This is a genomic window from Nonomuraea maheshkhaliensis (genome assembly GCF_039529435.1).
GTDB lineage: Bacteria > Actinomycetota > Actinomycetes > Streptosporangiales > Streptosporangiaceae > Nonomuraea > Nonomuraea maheshkhaliensis.
The window spans coordinates 1-18,593 of the sequence record NZ_BAAAMU010000176.1 but is presented as its reverse complement, the minus strand read 5'-3'; the positions used below and the strand labels follow the sequence as shown (position 1 = coordinate 18,593).

Sequence of the window (18,593 nt, the reverse complement as noted above, 5' to 3'; positions counted from 1 at the left end):
GACGAGGCCTGAGATGCCCCTCCCCACCCTCCCCCCGCCCGCCGTCGCCGGGCCGCCGCCAGGCCGGTCGCGGCGCGCCCGCGATCGGCGGCCGGGCGCACGGTGGTGAGGGTCATCTCAGTCCTCGTCGCGGGTCAGGCGCAGGTACGCGGCCGAGAACGCGCCCAGCACCACGAACAGCAGCACGCTCATCGCGGCTGCCAGGCCGAAGTCGTTGTTGACGGTGAAGGCGTAGCGGTAGACGAGCACCAGCACCGTGATCGTGTCCGGGTTGGTGGTGCCGGTGAGCTGGTACGGCTCGATGAAGACCTGCATGGTCGCCACGATCTGCAGCAGGAGCAGCACCAGCAGGATGAAGCGCATCTGCGGCAGCACGACGTGCCTGACGCGCTGCCGGACGCCGGCGCCGTCGAGCTCGGCGGCCTCGTACAGCTCGCTCGGGACGGTGGCCAGGCCGGCCAGGTACATGATCGTGGCGCCGCCCATGTTCGCCCAGGTCGAGACGAGGACCAGGGAGATCATGGCCATCTTCGGGGACTGCGTCCAGTCGGAGGCGGGCAGGCCGATACCGGTCAGGATCGAGTTGAACAGGCCGTTGCCGGGGTCGTAGAAGTACTGCCAGAGCAGCACGCTGACGATCGGCGGCAGCATGACCGGGGTGTAGACGGCGATCCTGAAGAAGCCCTTGAGGTGCCGGAACTCGTTGATCACGATGGCCACCACGAACGGCACCGCGTACCCGAAGAGCAGCGCCAGCCCGGTGAACTCCAGCGTGTTGGCCCAGGCGGTGAAGAACAGCGGGTCGTCGAACAGGGCGCGGAAGTTGTCCCAGCCCACCCAGACCGCGTCGGTGACGAAGTTGACCTGCTGGAAGCTGAGGACGATGCCCCTGACCAGCGGGTACCACGAGAACAGGGCGAAGCACGCGACGCCGCCCGCCAGGAAGGCCCAGGCGTGCAGGTTGCGGCGCAGCCAGGCCCCCCTCCGGCGGCCGCGGTGCGCGGGGACGGCCGTCACTTGACCGCGGCCAGGATCTGGCCGACCTGCTTCTCGGCGTTCGCCAGCAGCGCGTCGACGTCGGCGTTCTCGTCGGTGAGGACCTTCTGCATGGCGGTGTCGAGCACGGCGTAGATCTGCTGGGCGTTCGGCGGCTCCAGCTTGACCGGGACGCGGCCGAGCGCCTCGGCGAACGGCGCGAAGTTCTTCGTGGGGACGGTGGCGTGCTTCTCGGTCGCCTCACGCTGCTTGCGCTCGGAGTCGCCGGTCCACACGTTCGGCTCGGGCAGGCCGACCGGCAGGCCCTTGGCGGCGGCCCGCGCGTTGTCGGCGTCGATGCGGTCGGGGTTCTTTCTGAACGTCAGCCAGGCCAGGCCCGCCTTGATCTGCTCCGGGCTGAGCCCGGCCTTGAACATGTAGCCGGAGCCGCCGCCGAGCGTGCCCTGGCCGCCGGGGATGGGCCCCATGCCGAAGTCGTCGTACGTGGACTTGAACCGGGTGACGGTGTTGGTCAGGTCGCCGGTCGAGCCGATCATCTGGCCCAGTTTGTGCGAGGCCATGAGCTTGACCAGGTCGTCGTACTCCAGCAGTTGCCGCTGCCCCATCGTGTCGTCGGTCCAGCGCATGTCCTTGAGCTGGCGCAGCACCTGGCGGCCCTGGTCGCTGTTGAAGGCGGGCTTCCAGGCGCCGGTGGCGTCCTTGACGGCGACGTCGCCGCCGACGGAGTAGATCTCGGCGGTGAAGTGCCAGCCGCCGGTGTTGGACTTGCTGTAGTCGCCGTAGCCGACGACGCCGTCGCCGAGCGCCGTCAGCCTCTTGGCGTTCTCGCGAACCTCTTCCCAGGTGAGCGGGGGCTTGTCGGGGTCGAGTCCGGCCTTCTTGTACAGGGCGCGGTTGTAGAGCAGGCCGAGGGAGTAGTTGTCGTCGGGCAGCCCGTACACCTTGCCTTTGTCGTCGCCCTGGTCGTCGGAGGAGAAGACCTTCATCAGGCCCGGCTTGTAGTCCTTGGTGACGGGGAAGTCCGCGAGGTACGGGCTGACGTCGGAGACCTGGCGCCTGGCGATGAGGTTCTGGGCGTCGGTGAGGTAGACGTAGAAGACGTCTTCGAGCTGGCCGCCGGCGATCTTGGCGCTGAACGTCTGAGGGTCCATGAAACCCTCCTTGGCCTCGATCCGGTAGTCCGGGTAGCGGGCCTCGAACGCCTTGACGTTCTCCTCGAAGACGGCCCGGTTGTACTCGTCGGTGGCCGGAGGCAGGCCGTTCACCGTGATGGTCACGGGACCGCTCGCCGGCTCCTGCTCCGGAGTCCCGCCGCCGCATGCCGCGCAGGCCAGCGTCGCGCAGACGGCCAGTGACAGCCCGAGGGCTCTGCCGCGCTTCATCCCTAGCGATCCCTTCCGTGGGGGGAACTTCCGCACCAGGGCAGCCCGGATCGCCAGCGGGACGCGCTGGTGTCACGTGGTGATGACCGGCATGTCGCCTGGAGGTTTCCGAGCGCCGAGGTGTTGCCAGAACCGTAGGACCGCGCTCGCCGGATGTCCATAGCGTGCCGCAAGAATCTTGCTGTGATATGAAATTTACTGACAGCAGCTCCGGGCTAGCGGGCGGGACACATCCCCGTGGATCCCCGCACGATCAGCTCGGGGTCGAACAGCACCTCGTCGACAGGCACCACATGGCCGTTGATCTGCGACATCAGCGCGGCCACCGCCGCGCCGCCCATGGCCGCGATGGGCTGGCGCACGGTGGTCAGAGGCGGGTCGGTGACGCTCATCAGGCTCGAATCGTCGAACCCGACCACGGACACGTCGGCCGGCACGCGCAGGCCCTGCTTGCGTACGGACCTGACGGCGCCGAGCGCGAGCGCGTCACTGGCGCACACCAGTGCCGTGGCACCCTCGCCCACCAGGCGCGCGGCGGCGGTGGCGCCGCCCTCCATGGTGAAGATCGTGTGCGCCACGAGCGCGCGCCACCCCGGCTCACCGCGCTCGCCTGACCAGCGGCCGCGCACCCCCCGCGTCCCCGCCTCACGCTCAGCGGCCTCTTCGGCGAAGGCGGCGAGCTTGCGCGCGGACGGGACGTGCCCGACCGGCCCCAGGATCAGCCCGATGCGCTCGTGCCCGAGAGCACGCAGATGGCCGAGCGCCTGCCGCACGGCGACCCCGTCGTCCACGCACACCCGGGGGACGTCGAGGTTCTCGTCGGCCGCGTTGATCAGCACGATCGGCAGCTTCCGCGCGCGCAACTCCTTGACCTGCGCCGCTCCGGCGTCGGCGTAGCTGCTGCCGATGAAGACGATGCCGCCGACGTTCTGGGCCAGCAACATCTGCACGTAGTGCGCCTCCGGCAGCCCGTCGGCGGTGCGCGTGCACAGGACGGGCAGCAGGTTGTGCCTGATCAGCTCGGTGACGACCAGCTCGGCCATGGCGGGGAAGATCGGGTTTTGCAGCTCGGGCAGCACGAGCCCGATCAGCGGGGCGCGCTGGTTGCGCAGCTTCTGCGGGCGCTCGTAGCCGAAGACGTCGAGCGCGGTGAGCACCGAGTCGCGGGTGGCCTGGGCGATGCCCGGCTTGTCGTGCAGCACCCGGCTGACGGTGGCCACACTGACCCCGGCGAAGGCGGCCACGTCGGAGAGTCGTCTCGGCATGAGGCGATGCTACAACCATTGCCGCAAAAATAGAAATGAGTAACGCAAGAAATCGACAACAGCTTCAGGTGGCTGCCCCAGCCGACCGAAAGACCATGTTGCCCCGGACGTCGGCGCGCGCCCGGCCTACGATGGACGCATGCCCCGCATCCAGGCCGCCACCATCGGCGAGCACCGCGCCCAGACGCGCGACCGGATCCTCCAGGCCGTCTCGCGCCTGTCGAGAGTGCAGGGCATCGACGCCATCTCCATGACCGACGTGGCGAGCGAGGCCGGCATCACCCGCACGGTCCTCTACAACTACTTCCCCGACAAGGCGGCGCTGCTGCTGGCGTTCACCGAGCGGGTGACCCAATACTTCATCGACGCCTACGAGCAGGAGATGCCCGTCGGAGCCGGCCCCGCCGACCGGCTGCGGGTGTTCGTCCGGCTGCAGCTGGCGGGGTTGCTGGCCCACCCGCATCCGGGCGCGGCCGACCTCAGCGCCGCCCTGGGGCCCGACGCGTACCAGCGGCTGGCCGAGCACGTCGCGCCCATGCAGCGGATCCTGGCCGGGATCCTGGAGAGCGGCATCGAGGCCGGCGACTTCCGCGTGCTCGACGTCCCCGCCACGGCCCGGATGATCCTGGCCGTCATCGGCGCCGAGCGGATCCCGCTGATCAGGGGCGACGTGACGGTCGAGTCGGCCGGCGCCGTGGTGTCGGATTTCGTCCTCCGCGCCCTGGCCGGCGACTGACCCCGGCCACCGGCATCACGACTCCCCCGCCCCGGCGACCGGCCCCGTCACTCGTCGTCATCGGAGCGATCAGGCGGCGGCCGGGCCCGCGGCGGAAGTGTCAGGGGCCGGTGACAGGATGGGCCGTATGACCAACCGCCTGGACGCGTCGCACGACCACGTCGAGCTCAAGTCGGCGCGCGGCCGGTGGATCCTCGGCACGACCGTGCTCGGGTCCGGCCTGGCGCTGCTCGACAGCACCGTGGTCAACGTGGCGCTGCCCTTCCTCGGCCGCGAGCTCGACGCGGACATGGCCGGCCTGCAGTGGACGATCAACGCCTACACGCTCACGCTCGCGGGGCTCATCCTGCTCGGCGGCTCGCTCGGCGACCGCTACGGCCGGCGCACCGTCTTCCTGATCGGCACCGTCTGGTTCGCGGTCGCCTCCGCCCTGTGCGGCCTGGCGCCGAACATCGAGTTCCTCATCGCCGCCCGCGCCCTCCAGGGCATCGGCGGGGCGCTGCTGACACCGGGGTCGCTGGCGATCATCCAGGCGTCGTTCGTCCGGCACGACCGGCCGAGGGCCGTCGGGGTGTGGTCCGGGCTGGGCGGCGTGGCCAGCGCGATCGGGCCGCTGCTGGGCGGCTGGCTGGTGCAGACGGCCGGATGGCGGTGGGCGTTCCTGATCAACCTGCCGTTCGCGGCGCTGATCGTCTTCGTCACGCTGCGGCACGTGCCGGAGAGCAGGGACGAGCAGGCGGCGGGGCGCTTCGACGTGCTCGGCGCGGTGCTGGCGGCGCTGGCTCTGGCCGGGATCACCTACGGGCTGATCGGCAAGGGCGCGTGGCTGCCACTGCTGGCGGGGGCGGTGGCCGGGGCGGCGTTCGTGGTGGTCGAGATCCGCAGGTCGCCTGACGCGCTGGTCCCGGTGGGGATGTTCCGCGACCGCGTCTTCACGGCCGTCAACGTGGTGACGCTGATCATGTACGCGGCCATGGGCGTGGTGTTCTTCCTGCTGGTGGTGCAGCTCCAGGTGGTCTCCGGGTTCTCGCCCATCGCCGCCGGGCTGTCGATGCTGCCGACCACGATCCTGATGATGCTGCTGTCGGCCCGGGCCGGCGAGCTGGCCAAACGGGTGGGCCCGCGCTGGCCCATGACGCTCGGCATCCTGGTGGCGGGCTGCGGGTTCCTGGCGATGAGCACGATCGGGCCGGGCGCGTCCTACCCGTTCCAGGTGCTCCCTGCGGTGTTCGTGTTCGGGCTCGGCCTGTCGGCGACGGTGGCGCCGCTGACCGCGACCGTCCTCGCCACCGCCGACGAGCGCTACGCGGGCACGGCCAGCGGCGTCAACAACGCGGTGGCCCGCACCGGCAGCCTCCTGGCGGTGGCCGCGGTCCCGCCCCTGGTCGGCCTGGTGGGCGACGCCTTCCAGCAGCCGCTGGTCTTCGACGCGGGCTTCCACGTGGCCATGCTGATCAGCGCCGCGATGATGGTCGTGGCTGCCCTGATCACCTTCCTCACGATCAGAACGAACGTCCTGACCGCCGACGATGACGACAGCGACGGCGACCGTTCCTGAATTCGCGATCCACCCGTAGGCCCCCGGGCTCGTGGCTGGCGGGTCATCGCCACCACCCGTCAGGGCACGCCGGCCTGGGATGACGGCGTCGAGGCCGAGTCGCTGGAGATGACCAGCCCCGAACAGCCGGCCGCGCGCAACCAGCTCATGCGCAGCTACGCGACCCGCCACGCCGATCGGTCGGCTCAGAAGGTGTAGGGCTGGCTGCGAACGCTGTTGTCGAAGTTGGACAGCAGGAGCTCGGGCTCGCCCACCGAACGGATGCCGGGCAGGCGGGTGAGCAGTTCGCGGAACATCGTGCGCATCTCCTGCCTGGCCAGGTTGGCGCCGAGGCAGAAGTGGGGTCCTGGGCCGCCGAAGCCGACGTGGGGCTTGGTCTCGCGGGTGATGTCGAACGTGTCGGGGTCGGGGAAGACCGACTCGTCCCGGTTGGCGGAGCCGTAGAAGAGCACGACCTTGTCGCCCTTCTTCAGCTCCAGGCCGCGCAGCGAGTAGTCCTCGGTGACCGTGCGCCTGAACTGCATGATGGGCGACACGTAGCGGACCATCTCCTCGATGGTGTTGTTGATGTGGGCGTCGAAGTCGCTCATGAGCAGCTCGCGCTGCGCCGGGTTTTCGGTGAGCAGCCTGATGCCGTGGGCCATCGTGTTTCTGGCCGTCTCGTTGCCCGCGACCAGCAGCAGGGCGAAGAACGAGCCGAGCTCCTTGTCGGTGAGCTTCTCCCCGTCGGGGTTGGCGTTGACCAGCAGCGAGACCAGGTCGCCCTTGGGCTCGGCGATGCGCTCGTGGCCGAGCTTGATGACCATGCGCTGCAGGGCGAGCAGGGCCAGCATGTTCTGGCCGGCCATCTGCACGCTGCGGGCCAGGCTGGGGCGCACGCCGGTGTAGGCGGTGGAGATGTCGACGTGCTTGTGCACCTGCTCCCGCAACTCCTGCGGGATGTCGAGCATGTCGCAGATGACGTGGATGGGCAGCCGGGCCGCCACCTGCGTGACGAAGTCGCCGGGCCCGTCCTTGATCGCGTCGTCGACGATGCGCGCGCACGCCGTCTCGATGTCACTCTGCAGGCCGGCCAGCATCTTGGGGCTGAACGAACGGGTGACGATGCGGCGCAGGCGGGCGTGGCGGGGGTCGTCCATGTTGACCATCGACTCGCCGAACACCTGCTTCACCCAGCCGGGCGGCTCGGGGTTGGTGACGGCGGGCTCGCTGGAGAAGATCTTGGCGTTGCGGCTGGCCTCGATCACGTCCGCGTGCCGGACGAGGGCGTAGAAACCCTTGCCGGAACGGAGGAACGGCACCTTCTTCTCCGGGAAGAACACCGGATGCTCCAACTGCCGAAGCTGGGCGAACGCCTCATTACGCTCCTTGAGGCTCTTCCGCCAGAAGTTCAGATCCGCGAGGTCGATGTGCACCCGTCTATCCTGGCACGTTCCCGGGCTTCGAAAGGCCCGTAGAACCGGGCGACCCGGCCACTAGGGCCGGCCCCGGCACGGATGCGGTGATCAAGGAACCGCGCGGTCTCCGGGGCGGGGTGGAGATCCGTCCGCGGACCGGGGAATGGGATGTGCATCCGGGTCTCTTGGGCCGTTCTCGTCCTGTTCAGACGTGGTTCGAGCTGACTGGTCATTACTTCCGGTATGAATGCTCTGCTCGCTGCCTGTCTGATTCTTCCCTTCGCCTCAGGCGTCTCGCCGGCCACCACCCATGCCTGCGGCGGCCATCCCCTCGACTTCGACGGCGACGGCCGCCCCGACCTCGCCGTGGCCGCCCCGTACGACTCCGCCAGGGCCGGCTCGGTGACCGTCATGTACGGCTCAGGGGAGAAGGTGAAGCTCACCCAGGAAGGCGCCGAGCCGGGTGACTCGTTCGGGTCCGCGCTGGCCGTCGGGGACTTCAACGGCGACCGGTGTGCCGACCTCGCGGTGGGGGTGTCGGAGGAGTTCGTGGGCGAGCGGGTGCCGGGCGGCGACGGCAACGGGGTCGTGCAGGTCTTCGACGGCTCCCCCGGCGGGCTGGTGACCGGCGCGGAGCTGGCCCTGGCGAAGCCGTCCAGTGACCGGTTCGGGGCGGCGCTGGCGGCGGGCGACCTCGACGGGGACGGCAAGGACGAGCTGGTCGTGGGCGCGCCGAGCCATCGGTCGGGCGGGGCGGTGACCGTGTACTGGATGAAGGGCCGCAAGCCGTACCAGATCACGCAGAAGACGTCGTGGGTACGGCAGGCGGCGGCCGTCACCGACCAGTGGGGCGCGTCGCTGGCGACCGGGGACTTCGACGGCGACGGGAGGGACGAGCTGGTGGTCGGGGCGCCGGCCGACAGCGTGACGATGGACGGGCAGGGCTCGGCCACCGTGATCGACGTGCGCGCCCGGCGGGCGCGGCTGCTGACGCAGAGCACGCCGGGGATCGAGGGAGCCTCCGAGAAGTGGGACAACTTCGGGGCCGCCCTCGCGACCGGCGACTTCAACGGCGACGGCAAGGAGGACCTGGCCATCGGCGTGCCCGGCGAGGGGCTGAGCGCCAACCAGCGGGCGATGGACTACGGCGACGGCACGGTGGACGTGCTGTACGGCTCGTCCGGCGGCCTCAGGACCGACAGGACCGAGGCGTGGTCGCAGAACTCGCTCGACGGCAAGCCGCGCTACTACGACCGGTTCGGGGCGTCGCTGGCCGCCGGGGATTTCAACGGCGACGGCAACGACGAGCTGGCCATCGGCGTGCCGGGCGAGAAGGCCGTCCAGGTGCTGGCCGGGCGGTCGGCGGGCGGGCTGACGCGGGTGGGGAACCTGCTGGTGAAGGGCAAGGGGCGCGACTTCGGCGCCCAGGTGACGGCCCTGCCGGGCTGGGAGCGGTACCGGTCGCTGTCGGCCAAGAGGCCCGCACTCGACGGGCTGGTGGTGGCGGCCCCGGATCAGGGGCTCGTCATGTACGCCCCCGGACGGCGCCGGTCCGGGCTGCGACTGGGCAAGGTACGCCCGCTCAGCGAGGGCACCGGCCTGTACGGCTACGCCTTCGGCTGAGGGCGGCTTCTCGTCGCGCGCGACTGCCCTTCGGGTTTCGGCCTGCGGATGGCTACGCCTTCGGCTGAGATTCACCGCCGCGTGCGGGCAGGATGATCCGGAACAGGGCGCCCTTGCCCGGTTCGCTCTCGGCGACGACGATCCCGCCGTGCGCCTCCACCAGCGTGGCCGCGATCGACAGCCCCAGCCCCGACCCGCCCGCCGCGCGCGCCGGGTCCGCCCGGTAGAAGCGTTCGAACACCCGCTCCGCCACCTCCTCCGCGAACCCGGATCCCTCGTCGGCCACCTCCACCACGGCCCGATCGCCGTCCACGCCCACGCGCACCTGGAACGCGGTGCCGGGCGGGGTGTGGGTGAGCGCGTTGGCGACGAGGTTGTTGATCACCTGGGCCAGGCGCGGCTCGTCGCCGGTCACGACGACGTCGCCCTCGCCGCCGAAGAGCCGAACCAGCTCGATCCTCCGGTCGGGGGCGAGCGTCTGGGCGTCGATCACGGCGGTGGCGGCCAGGCTGAGCAGGTCAACGGGCCCGGTCGCGAGCTCGCGCCGCTGGTCGAGCCGGGCCAGCAGCAGCATGTCCTCCACCAGCAGCCCCATCCGGGCCGCCTGCCCCTCGATGCGGCCGAGCAGCCGTACGGCCTCGGCCAGCTCCTTCTCCTCCCCCAGCCGGAACAGCTCCGCGAACCCCCTGATCGAGGTCAGCGGCGTGCGCAGCTCGTGCGAGGCGTCGGCCATGAACCGGCGCATCACCTCCTCGGAACGCCTGGCGGCGGTGGCGGACGCGCGCGCCGACTCGGCGGCCTCCTCCCGCTCGCGCACCGCCACCTCGATCTGGGCCAGCATGGCGTTGAGCGAGCGGCCGAGCTTGCCGACCTCGGTGGTGCCGGCCCACAGCGGCACGCGGCGCGACAGGTCGCCACCGGCGATGTCCTTCGCGGTACGCGCGATCTCGCCCAGCGGGCGCAGGCTCCTGCGTACCAGCCAGAAGCAGGCGAACCCGAGCACGACCAGCGTGCCGCCGCCGGCCGCCGCCACGATCAGGACGAGCTGGGAGACCGTGGCGTCCACGTCGCCGAGGCTGATGGCCGTCATCCGGGTCAGGCCGCCGCGCGTCGGCACGGCGGCGACCCGCCAGCTCGGGCCGTCCGCGCCACGCGACTCCACCGTGAACGGGTGCCCCCGCATGGCGAGCACGTCGGCGGCGGTGAGGCGGGGCAGGTCGGGGGTGTTCGTCTCGGTGGACTCGCTGATGATCCGGACCACGTCGCCGCCCGGGCTGAGCACGACGCCGTGGAACAGGCCGAAGAAGCGCTGGGTGCGCCCGTCGGGACGGGGTTCGGCCGGCGGGGGCGGGTCCCGTGGCAGCGCGGCCACGCGGAGCTGCTGGTCGACGCGCTCGACGAGGTAGCTGCGCAGCAGCCGTACGGCGAACAGGCCGGTCAGCGTGATGGCGAGGGTGACCAGCAGGAGGGTCGCCGACACCAGCCGCAGCCAGAGCGGCGCACGGGAGAGCTGTTTCCTGAGCCGCATGTGCGCGGACGACCGCCGGCCAGGGCGCGGGTGCGCGGACGACTGCTTGCTCATAGGCGCGGCGGGCGCAGGATGTAGCCGACCCCGCGCAGTGTGTGCAGGTATTTGCGGTCACCGGTGTCGACCTTGCGGCGCAGGTACGACACGTACGACTCCACGAGACCGACGTCGGTGCGCCAGTCGCCGTTCCAGACGTGGTCGAGGATCTGGGTCTTCGACAGCACCCGGCCGGTGTTGAGCATGAAGTACCGCAGCAGCCGGAACTCCGTCGGCGACAGCCGTACGGGGACGCCGTCGCGCCACGCCTCGTGGGTCTCCTCGTCCAGCTCCAGGTCGGCGACCCGGATCCGGTTCGGCGGCGGCGTGCCGCGCCGCGTCCTGCGCAGCACGGCCCTGATCCTGGCGATGACCTCCTCCAGGCTGAACGGCTTGGTCACGTAGTCCTCACCGAGGCCCAGCCCGGCGATCCTGTCCTCCGGCGTGTCCTTGGCGGTCACGAACAGCACCGGGACCCGCCGGCCACGCGAGTGCAGCCGGCCCGCCACGGTCATGCCGTCGAGGTCGGGCAGCATCACGTCGAGCATCACCAGGTCGGGCGAGCTCTCCTCGGCCACCCGCAGCGCCTCCTTTCCGTCGGCGGCGGTCAGCACCTCGAACCCGGCCATGCGCAGGCTGGCCGAGAACAGCTCCCTGATGTTGGGTTCGTCGTCGACCACCAGCAGCCTGGCCTCGGGTGCGTTCATCGCGGGCCTCCTCCCTGGGGGCGCTGGAAGCCCTGGCCGCCCTCGCTGATCGAGTCGGCGGTGACCGCTCCGTCGGCGCCCTTCTGGCCGCGTACCACGATCGTGCTGCCCTGCTTGAGGTCGGTGACCTTGGCCGGCTTGGAGATCCGCACGGTGGTCTGGTCGGTGGTGTTCACCGCGACGATGGCGCCGTCCGCGGTCTTGACGTAGACCTTGCCGCCCTCGACCTTCTCCACGGTGCCGGCGGTGCCTCCCCCGCCGCCGCCCATGCGCTGCCGTCCGCCGGGCTGCTGACCTGAGCCCGGCTGCCCGGCTCCGTCGGGCTGCTGGCCCGCGCCCGGCTGGCCGCCGCCGAAGCGCTGCTGCGCGCCCGCCTGGGCCGCGGCGCCGGCGGAGCCGAACAGGTTCTGCGCCTGGATGCCGACGAGGATCCCGGCCACCAGCACCACCCCGGCGCCCAGTGCCATCGTGAGCTTCGACGGGCCCCTGACGGGCTGGACGGCGAGCTCCTCCCGCAGGTCGCCGGGGAACGGCGAGGAGTCCAGGTGGGACATGTCCTTCTCCTTACTCGTGGCGCAAGGCCTGGATCGGCCTGAGCTTGGCCGCCCTGTTGGCGGGATAACTGCCGAAGAACAGCCCGATCCCCAACGAGACGCCCAGCGCCAGCACGACCGACGACGGCACCAGGACCGGCTCGATGCCGGCCACGCTGAACCTGGTCCCGACGAACGCCACCAGCACCCCGGACAGGCCGCCCACCAGGCTCAGCAGCGTGGCCTCCATCAGGAACTGGCCCAGGATCGCGCTCCTGGGCGCCCCGATGGCCTTGCGGATGCCGATCTCGCGGGTGCGCTCGGTGACCGTCACGAGCATGATGTTCGTGATGCCGATGCCGCCGACCAGCAGCGAGATCGCGGCGACGGCGCCGAGCAGCACGGTGAAGGTGCCGGTCGCCTCACTGACGGTCTCCTGCAACGTGGCCTGGTTGAGTATGCGGTAGTCGGGATTGTCGTTCGTGATGCCGTGTCGTTGGTTGAGGATAGCCGTGACCTCGGCCTGGGCCGTCGTGGTGGTGCCCGCTCCGGTGGCCTGCACGACGATCTGGCCGAGCGGGCCGAACCCGCTCAGGCTCTGCTGCACGGCCGGCAGCGGCGCGATGGCCACGTCGTCGGCGTCCTGCATGCCGGTGGAGCCCGACGCCTTCAGCACGCCGACCACCGTGAACGGCACTCCGGACACGCTGATCCGCCCGCCGATCGGGTCGGCGTCGCCGAAGAGCTCCTCGGCCACGGTCCGGCCGAGCACCACGACCTTCCTGGCGGCCAGGACGTCGTCGTTGAAGAAGTACGTGCCCTGGGCCACGGGCTTGTTCACGGCCTCGAAGTAGCTGGGGTACGTGCCGACGAACTGCCCGATCGCGTGGGTGGCGGCCCCGTACGCGGCGGTGGCCGAGGGGGCGTTGACGACCGGCGAGACGCTCTTGACCGACGGGGCGAGCGTGCTGTCCGTCAGCGCCTTGGCGTCGGCCAGGCTGAGCTGCCTGGCCTGGGTGCGCGGTCCGGTGTTCCCGCCGTCGGCCGGCCCCCGTACGCCGCCGCCACCTCCGCCACCTCCGCCACCGCCGCCGCCACCGCCGCCCGAGAAGGACGGGGAGATCGTGAGCGTGTTCGCGCCGAGGCGCTGGATGTTCTGCTGGATGCTGCGCGAGGAGCCCTCGCCGACGGCGACCAGCATGATGACCGCGGCCACCCCGATGAGGATGCCGAGCGTGGTCAGCGCGCTGCGCAGTTTGTTGGCCAGCAGGCCGCGCAGGGCGAAGCGGAGGATCTCGATCCGGTTCACGCGGCGTCCTCGCCCTGCGGCAGCCGCGGCGGCGGGCCGTCCACCGGCGCCTGTCTGCGGTCCTCGACGACCTCGCCGTCCACCAGCCTGATCACCCGCTTGGCGTGCGCGGCCACGTCGTCCTCGTGCGTGATCAGCACGATCGTGCGGCCGGACGCGCTGAGCCGGTCCATGATCTCCAGGACGTCGCGGGTGGAGGCGGTGTCGAGGTTGCCGGTCGGCTCGTCGGCCAGCAGCAGCGCGGGGCGGTTGACCAGCGCCCTGGCCAGGGCCACGCGCTGCTGCTGGCCGCCGGAGAGCTGGTTCGGCTCGTGGTGCACGCGGTCGGCCAGGCCGACCTGCTCCAGCGCGGCCAGGGCCCGCTCGCGCCGCGCGGCCAGGGCGACGCCGCCGTACACGAGGGGCAGTTCGACGTTGGCCAGCGCGCTCATGCGCGGGATCAGGTTGAACGACTGGAAGACGAAGCCGACCCTGCGGTTGCGCAGGACGGCGAGCTGGTGCTCGTCGAGGCGGCCCGCGTCGGCGCCGTCGATGAGGTACGTGCCCGAGGTCGGGACGTCGAGGCAGCCGAGGATGTTCATGAGCGTGGACTTTCCCGAGCCGGACGCGCCCATGACGGCCACGTAGTCGCCCCGCTCGACGTCCAGGCTGACGCCCCGCAGAGCGCGCACCCGGGCGTCGCCCTCGCCGTACTCCTTGACGAGGTCGCGTACGCGCAGCACGGGGACGGGTGCGGTCTCCTCCTGGACGGTCATCGCCTGCCTCCGCCCGGCACGCCCCCGCCGCCGGGGAACCCGGCCCCGCCGCCGAACTGGCGCTGGCCGCCTGTCGTGCCGTTCGCGGGCGCCGGGGGCACGATCAGGTCGCCCTCCGACACGCCCGACCTGATCTCCGTCAGCGTCGTGCCCCGCACGCCGACCTCGACCGCGACCCTGCTCTGGCGGCCGTCGCGGAGCACGGTGACCGTGCTGCGGCCGCCGCTGGTGGACACCGCCGTCGAGGGGACGGTGACGACGTCGTCGGCCCGGCCCACCACGACCTCGACGGTGGCGGTCTGGCCCAGCCTGACCTGGTCGGGGACCTCGCCGAAGGTGACCGTGACCGGGTAGCGCACCACGTTGTCGCTGGTCGAGGCGACGGGCTCGATCTGGGTGACCTTGCCCGCGGCCGTCACGCCGGGCAGCGCGTCGAACGTGATCGTGGCCTCCTGGCCCTGCTTGAGCCTGCCGACGTCCGACTCGGTGAAGGTGCCCACGAGGCGCAGCCTGGTGGTGTCGGCCAGCTCGACGAAGCCGCCGGACGTCGTGCCCTGTCCTGAGCTCGTACCACCCGCCCCGGAGCCCGAGCCCGCCCCTGATCCTGCGCTCGATGCTGCGCTCGATCCTGAGCCGTCGCCTGTGCTCGTGCCGCCGACCGAGCCGTTCACCGCCGTGATCGTGCCCTTGAACGGGGCCTTCAGCACGGTGGCGGCGACCGTTCGCCGCGCCTCCCTGTAGGCGTTGCGGGCCTTGACGAAGGCGGCGTAGAGCCGGGCGGTGTCCGTCCCGTCGTCGAGGGCGCTGTCGTACGCGGCCTTGGCCGCCGACAGGCTCTCCTGGGCGGCGGTGTCGTCCAGCCGGGCGAGCAGGTCGCCCTTGGCCACCTTGTCGCCGGGCTTGACGTAGATCTTCGCCACGGTTCCGCTCGTACCGAACGAGAGCGCCCTGGACCGGGAGCTTTCGACCGCGCCCGAGGCGGACACCGAGGCGGACACCGAGCCGCGGGAGGCGGTCACCGTCCGCACGGCGCTCTCCCCCGACGCCTGGCCCGCGCCGAGCTGGGCGTAGGCGAGCCCGGCGCCGCCCAGGAGGAGCACCGTGAGCACTCCGTTGGTAATCAGCGCTCTGCGCCTGATCGACACCTTCACGGCGGTGACCCTTGCACACGAGGCTGCGCCGCAGCCGCGAGCAGCCTGAACGTTCGCTGACAAACCGGCGTCCAGCGCGGGCACTCAGGCAACTCTGAGGCTCCTGACAGCTCGGCGCGATCCTGCTGGGCCAGGATGTCCCCTCATGAGACCGACTTTCGCGCTGGGCGGGCTCGCCCTGGCCGTGCTCGTGGCCGGGTCCGGCCTGGCGCTGGCCCTGCGCGACGACACCTCGCCCGCCGTCCAGGTGCGGCTGGCCGCCGCCCAGCGCGGGCAGGTCACGGCCGCGGTGAGCGCGGCGGGTGACACCGTGGACGGCTCGCGCCGGGACCTGGCGTTCGGCTCTTCGGGGACGCTGACGAAGGTGTACGTGAAGGTCGGGGCGAAGGTGAGGAAGGGCCAGGTGCTGGCCAGGATCGACGGGCGGGCGGCGCGGGAGGCGTACGAGGCGGCCAAGGCCGACCTGGCGGCGGCCGAGGAGTCCAGGGACGAGGCCGCGTCCGCCCCCTCGCCGGGCGGCGGCGACCGGGCCCCCGCGACCTGCGTGCCCACGGCCGGCCCTGGGAAGGCTTCGACGCCCGCGAGCACGGGCCGGGCCACGCCTGTCCCCACGGGCCCGACGCCCGTCCCGACGAACGGCCCATCGGACGGCCCATCGGACGGCCCATCGGACGGCCCATCGGACGGCCCAGCAGAGGTGCTGGTGGACACCGCGTTGGGGGGCGGCAGCGGGGGTTACGGGCCCGAGGAGCCTTACGGTGAGAAGGCAGATCCTGGTACGGGCGAGGCACGCGGCAGAAGCCCGCGCCCCACGCTAACGCCGACACCTGCGCCGACGTCCGCACCGACGTCCACCCCGACGTCCAGACCCACGTCCGGCCCCGCGGAGCCCGAGCCCCGGCCCACGGTGACGGTCACCGTGACCGCGACCGCCACGGCCACCGTGACGGCGACCGTCACCGCCAGGCCGACCGGCGGCTCATCGGACGGCGGCACCGGCGGGAACGAGCAGCCAGGAAGCCACCCCTCCACGACCGCCGCCCCACCCGACCGACCCGCCACCAGCGCCAAGCCGTCCACCAAGAAGCCCACGGCCACCGGCAAGCCCACAGCCGGCGTGAAGCCGTCGGCGAGCGGCAAGCCCACGGGCGGCGGCAAGCCGACCTCCGGCACCGGCCACCCTTCCCAGGGTTCGTGCGGCGGAACTGGCGGCACAGGGACCGGCGCCAAGGACGCCACCGGTGGTGCGGGCGGCGCGGGCTCGCAGGCTGCCGGCGGGGTCGGTGCGGAGCAGGCCGAGGTAGACGTGGAGCGCGCCGAGGCCGCGCTCCAGCAGGCGGCCGACGCCGTACGGGCGACCAGGATCGTGGCCCCGGCGGCGGGCACGGTCCTGTCGGTCGCGGGCGGACCCGGCGACCGGGCGGGCACCGGCACCTTCATCAGCCTCGGCGACCTCGACGAGCTGCAGGTCCAGGCCATGGTCACCGAGTCCGACGTGGGCCGGCTCAAACTCGGCCAGCGGGCCGTGGTGACGCTGGCCACGCGCGGTGACGAGCGCCACGAGGGGACGGTGACGGCCATCGCGCCCACCGCGACCGTCGACGGCCGGCTCGTCCGCTACGCGGTGACGATCGCCTTCGACGAGCCGCCGGCCGGGCTCATGCTCGGCCAGACCGCGTCGGTGACGATCACGACGGGCCAGGCCAGGGACACGATCTACGTGCCCGCAGCGGCGGTGCGCAGCCGCTCCGACGGTACGCAGGTGGTCACCGTACGGTCCGGCGGCCGGGACGCGTCCAGGGTGGTGCGGACCGGGGTGCGCGGCGACCAGTACGTGGAGGTCGTCTCGGGCCTGGGCGAGAGCGACCAGGTGGTCCTGTCGGGCGGCACGTCGGGCGAGTTCCCAGACGGGAGCTGGCCCGGCGCATGAACCGGCCGGTCCGGACGGCAACCACCCGCCCGTCCGGGCCGGCCTCTCTCCCGGCCGGACTCCGCCCCACCTGCCATGCGGAGTCCGGCCGGGCCTCACCACACCCCCGAAAAGCCCCGCAGGAGCCTGAGAGGGCCCACGAAGCGGTTGAGCGAACCCTCAGCTTCCTCCCAGCCGGCGTTCAGCCGGTGCGGGGTGGGGCGGCCTGGGCCGCGGCGGCGGCGGTGGTGTCGCTGGTGGACGGGATCGTGACACGGTGGGACGTCTTGGCCCGGGCGCCCCTGCGGGAGATGTAGTCCAGGGTCCTGAAGTCCACCGACAGCTCGTCCCGGGTCAGCCGCGCCATCAGGTACCCGCGCCGCTGATCGATGTACGAGATGTGCGGGTTCTCCTGGAGTGCCTCGGAGATCCACGTCCGGTCCCGGTACCCGTCCCCGTCGCTCGCGATCGACGACGCCACCAGTTCCCTGGCCACCACCGGCGAGTCCGGGTCGTCGAAGTCGGGCTTGAGCTCGGCCAGGTGGTGCATGTGCGCGTCCCCGGTCAGCACCACCGGGTTGGGGGTACGCGCCAGCGAGCCGAGCAGCCGGGTGCGTTCGGCCGCGTAGCCGTCCCAGGAGTCGAGATTCACCTCGCGCCCCGGCCCGACCTTGAAGTCCCGCTGCGCCATCAGGATCTGCTGGCCGAGCAGGTTCCAGCGGGTGGTGGAGCCGTTCAGGCCGCTCTCCAGCCAGCGCCACTGGCCGGCGCCGAGGAGCGTGCGCCCGTCGGAGAGCCGTTCGTCGCAGCCCGCCCGCACGCCGTCGAGGCACGCCTGGTCGTCGCGGAACTGCCGGGTGTCGAGCAGGTGGAAGCGGGCCAGCGTGCCCCAGGAGACGCGCCGGTTCACGCGCAGCACGGCGCCGTGGAGGCTGCCCCCGCGCAGCGGCATGTTCTCGTAGTACGCACGGAACGCCTGCGCCCGGCGCTGCTCGAACCCCTGGGCGCCGGTGCTGGAGACGGGCCCGGCCCAGTTGTTCTCCACCTCGTGGTCGTCGAACGACACCAGCCACGGCGCCACCGCGTGCGCGGCCTGGAGGTCGGGGTCGCTCTTGTACTGGGCGTGCCGCAACCGGTAGTCGGCGAGCGTGCGGCACTTGCCGGGGCTGTGGGTGCGGACGCGGCCGGCCAGGGCGGTGTAGCCGCTGGGGCCGTATTCGTACATGTAGTCGCCGAGGAAGACCACGAGGTCGGGCTCCTGCTCGGCCAGGCGGCGGTAGGCGGTGTAGTAGCCGTGCTCGTAGTGCGCGCACGCGGCCACGGCGAACGTGAGCGGAGTCTCCCCCACCGGCGTCGTCCTGGTGCGGCCGGCGGGCGAGAGGCGGCCCTGGCTTTTGAACCGGTAGAAGTAGTCGCGGCCCGGCCGCAGGCCCTTCAGCTCCACGTGGACGCTGTGGGCGTCGCGTGCCCTGGCCGTGGCCGTACCGGATTCGATGATCTTGGAGAAGCGCTCGTCGGTGGCGACCTGCCAGTCCACCTCCACGTCGCGGGAGGGCATGCCGCCGCGGCCGTCCCCGCTCATCGGGTCGGTGGCGAGCCTGGTCCACAGGACGAAGCCGTCGGCCGAGGGGTCGCCCGAGGCCACGCCGAGCGTGAACGGGTCGGATCTGAGTGTCCTGGACGAGGAGGCCGCGGCGGGTGCGGGCCG

General features: G+C 71.8%; 15 protein-coding genes. 4 read left to right on the top strand and 11 right to left on the bottom strand.

The genetic code is table 11. The features are described from left to right. Window positions 1–117: 117 nt before the first annotated feature. From ABFX54_RS52110 to ABFX54_RS52100, 3 genes are all read right to left on the bottom strand, one after another. The gene (locus ABFX54_RS52110; RefSeq protein WP_346114710.1) at window positions 118–1,017 is read right to left on the bottom strand and encodes a carbohydrate ABC transporter permease; all 900 of its coding nucleotides are present in this window, start codon (window positions 1,015–1,017) and stop codon (window positions 118–120) included. Next, a complete protein-coding gene (locus ABFX54_RS52105; protein ID WP_346114709.1) occupies window positions 1,014–2,378 on the bottom strand; it encodes an extracellular solute-binding protein in 1,365 nt (454 codons plus the stop codon). Before ABFX54_RS52105 ends, ABFX54_RS52110 begins: the two co-directional genes overlap by 4 nt. Before the next feature lie 215 nt (window positions 2,379–2,593). Then, a complete protein-coding gene (locus ABFX54_RS52100) occupies window positions 2,594–3,643 on the bottom strand; it encodes a LacI family DNA-binding transcriptional regulator (protein ID WP_346114708.1) in 1,050 nt (349 codons plus the stop codon). 139 nt (window positions 3,644–3,782) lie between these two features. On the opposite strand from ABFX54_RS52100, the gene ABFX54_RS52095 reads away from it, so the two are divergent. Beyond that, window positions 3,783–4,379 (top strand): TetR/AcrR family transcriptional regulator, encoded by a 597-nt coding sequence (locus ABFX54_RS52095; RefSeq protein WP_346114707.1) that lies wholly within the window; start codon window positions 3,783–3,785, stop codon window positions 4,377–4,379. Window positions 4,380–4,506: 127 nt separating this feature from the next. Further along, window positions 4,507–5,937 (top strand): MFS transporter, encoded by a 1,431-nt coding sequence (locus ABFX54_RS52090; protein ID WP_346114705.1) that lies wholly within the window; start codon window positions 4,507–4,509, stop codon window positions 5,935–5,937. 185 nt (window positions 5,938–6,122) lie between these two features. On the opposite strand, the gene ABFX54_RS52085 is transcribed toward ABFX54_RS52090, so the two are convergent. Then, complete coding sequence (locus tag ABFX54_RS52085) at window positions 6,123–7,352, bottom strand: cytochrome P450 (RefSeq protein WP_346114704.1); 1,230 nt, start codon at window positions 7,350–7,352, stop codon at window positions 6,123–6,125. 225 nt (window positions 7,353–7,577) lie between these two features. On the opposite strand from ABFX54_RS52085, the gene ABFX54_RS52080 reads away from it, so the two are divergent. Beyond that, complete coding sequence (locus tag ABFX54_RS52080) at window positions 7,578–8,957, top strand: FG-GAP-like repeat-containing protein (RefSeq protein WP_346114702.1); 1,380 nt, start codon at window positions 7,578–7,580, stop codon at window positions 8,955–8,957. A 52-nt stretch (window positions 8,958–9,009) separates the two neighbouring features. On the opposite strand, the gene ABFX54_RS52075 is transcribed toward ABFX54_RS52080, so the two are convergent. From ABFX54_RS52075 to ABFX54_RS52050, 6 genes are read right to left on the bottom strand one after another with little or no spacing between them, the layout of a single operon-like run. Further along, complete coding sequence (locus tag ABFX54_RS52075) at window positions 9,010–10,539, bottom strand: ATP-binding protein (protein ID WP_346114701.1); 1,530 nt, start codon at window positions 10,537–10,539, stop codon at window positions 9,010–9,012. Next, the gene (locus ABFX54_RS52070) at window positions 10,536–11,228 is read right to left on the bottom strand and encodes a response regulator transcription factor (RefSeq protein WP_346114700.1); all 693 of its coding nucleotides are present in this window, start codon (window positions 11,226–11,228) and stop codon (window positions 10,536–10,538) included. Before ABFX54_RS52070 ends, ABFX54_RS52075 begins: the two co-directional genes overlap by 4 nt. Continuing rightward, on the bottom strand, window positions 11,225–11,782 hold the full coding sequence (locus ABFX54_RS52065; protein ID WP_346114699.1) for a hypothetical protein: 558 nt from the start codon (window positions 11,780–11,782) through the stop codon (window positions 11,225–11,227). The genes ABFX54_RS52070 and ABFX54_RS52065 overlap by 4 nt, the downstream gene beginning before the upstream one ends. Before the next feature lie 10 nt (window positions 11,783–11,792). After that, the gene (locus tag ABFX54_RS52060) at window positions 11,793–13,070 is read right to left on the bottom strand and encodes an ABC transporter permease (RefSeq protein ID WP_346114697.1); all 1,278 of its coding nucleotides are present in this window, start codon (window positions 13,068–13,070) and stop codon (window positions 11,793–11,795) included. Then, window positions 13,067–13,825: an ABC transporter ATP-binding protein gene (locus ABFX54_RS52055; RefSeq protein ID WP_346114696.1), complete on the bottom strand. Its 759-nt coding sequence runs from the start codon at window positions 13,823–13,825 to the stop codon at window positions 13,067–13,069. Before ABFX54_RS52055 ends, ABFX54_RS52060 begins: the two co-directional genes overlap by 4 nt. Further along, window positions 13,822–14,976 (bottom strand): efflux RND transporter periplasmic adaptor subunit, encoded by a 1,155-nt coding sequence (locus ABFX54_RS52050; protein WP_346114695.1) that lies wholly within the window; start codon window positions 14,974–14,976, stop codon window positions 13,822–13,824. The genes ABFX54_RS52055 and ABFX54_RS52050 overlap by 4 nt, the downstream gene beginning before the upstream one ends. Window positions 14,977–15,121: 145 nt before the next feature. Here ABFX54_RS52050 and ABFX54_RS52045 point away from each other — a divergent pair, with 145 nt between their 5' ends. Beyond that, on the top strand, window positions 15,122–16,906 hold the full coding sequence (locus ABFX54_RS52045) for an efflux RND transporter periplasmic adaptor subunit (RefSeq protein ID WP_346114694.1): 1,785 nt from the start codon (window positions 15,122–15,124) through the stop codon (window positions 16,904–16,906). Window positions 16,907–17,087: 181 nt separating this feature from the next. On the opposite strand, the gene ABFX54_RS52040 is transcribed toward ABFX54_RS52045, so the two are convergent. Beyond that, the coding region (locus tag ABFX54_RS52040; RefSeq protein ID WP_346114693.1) for an alkaline phosphatase D family protein at window positions 17,088–18,593 on the bottom strand (1,506 nt) is incomplete at its 5' end.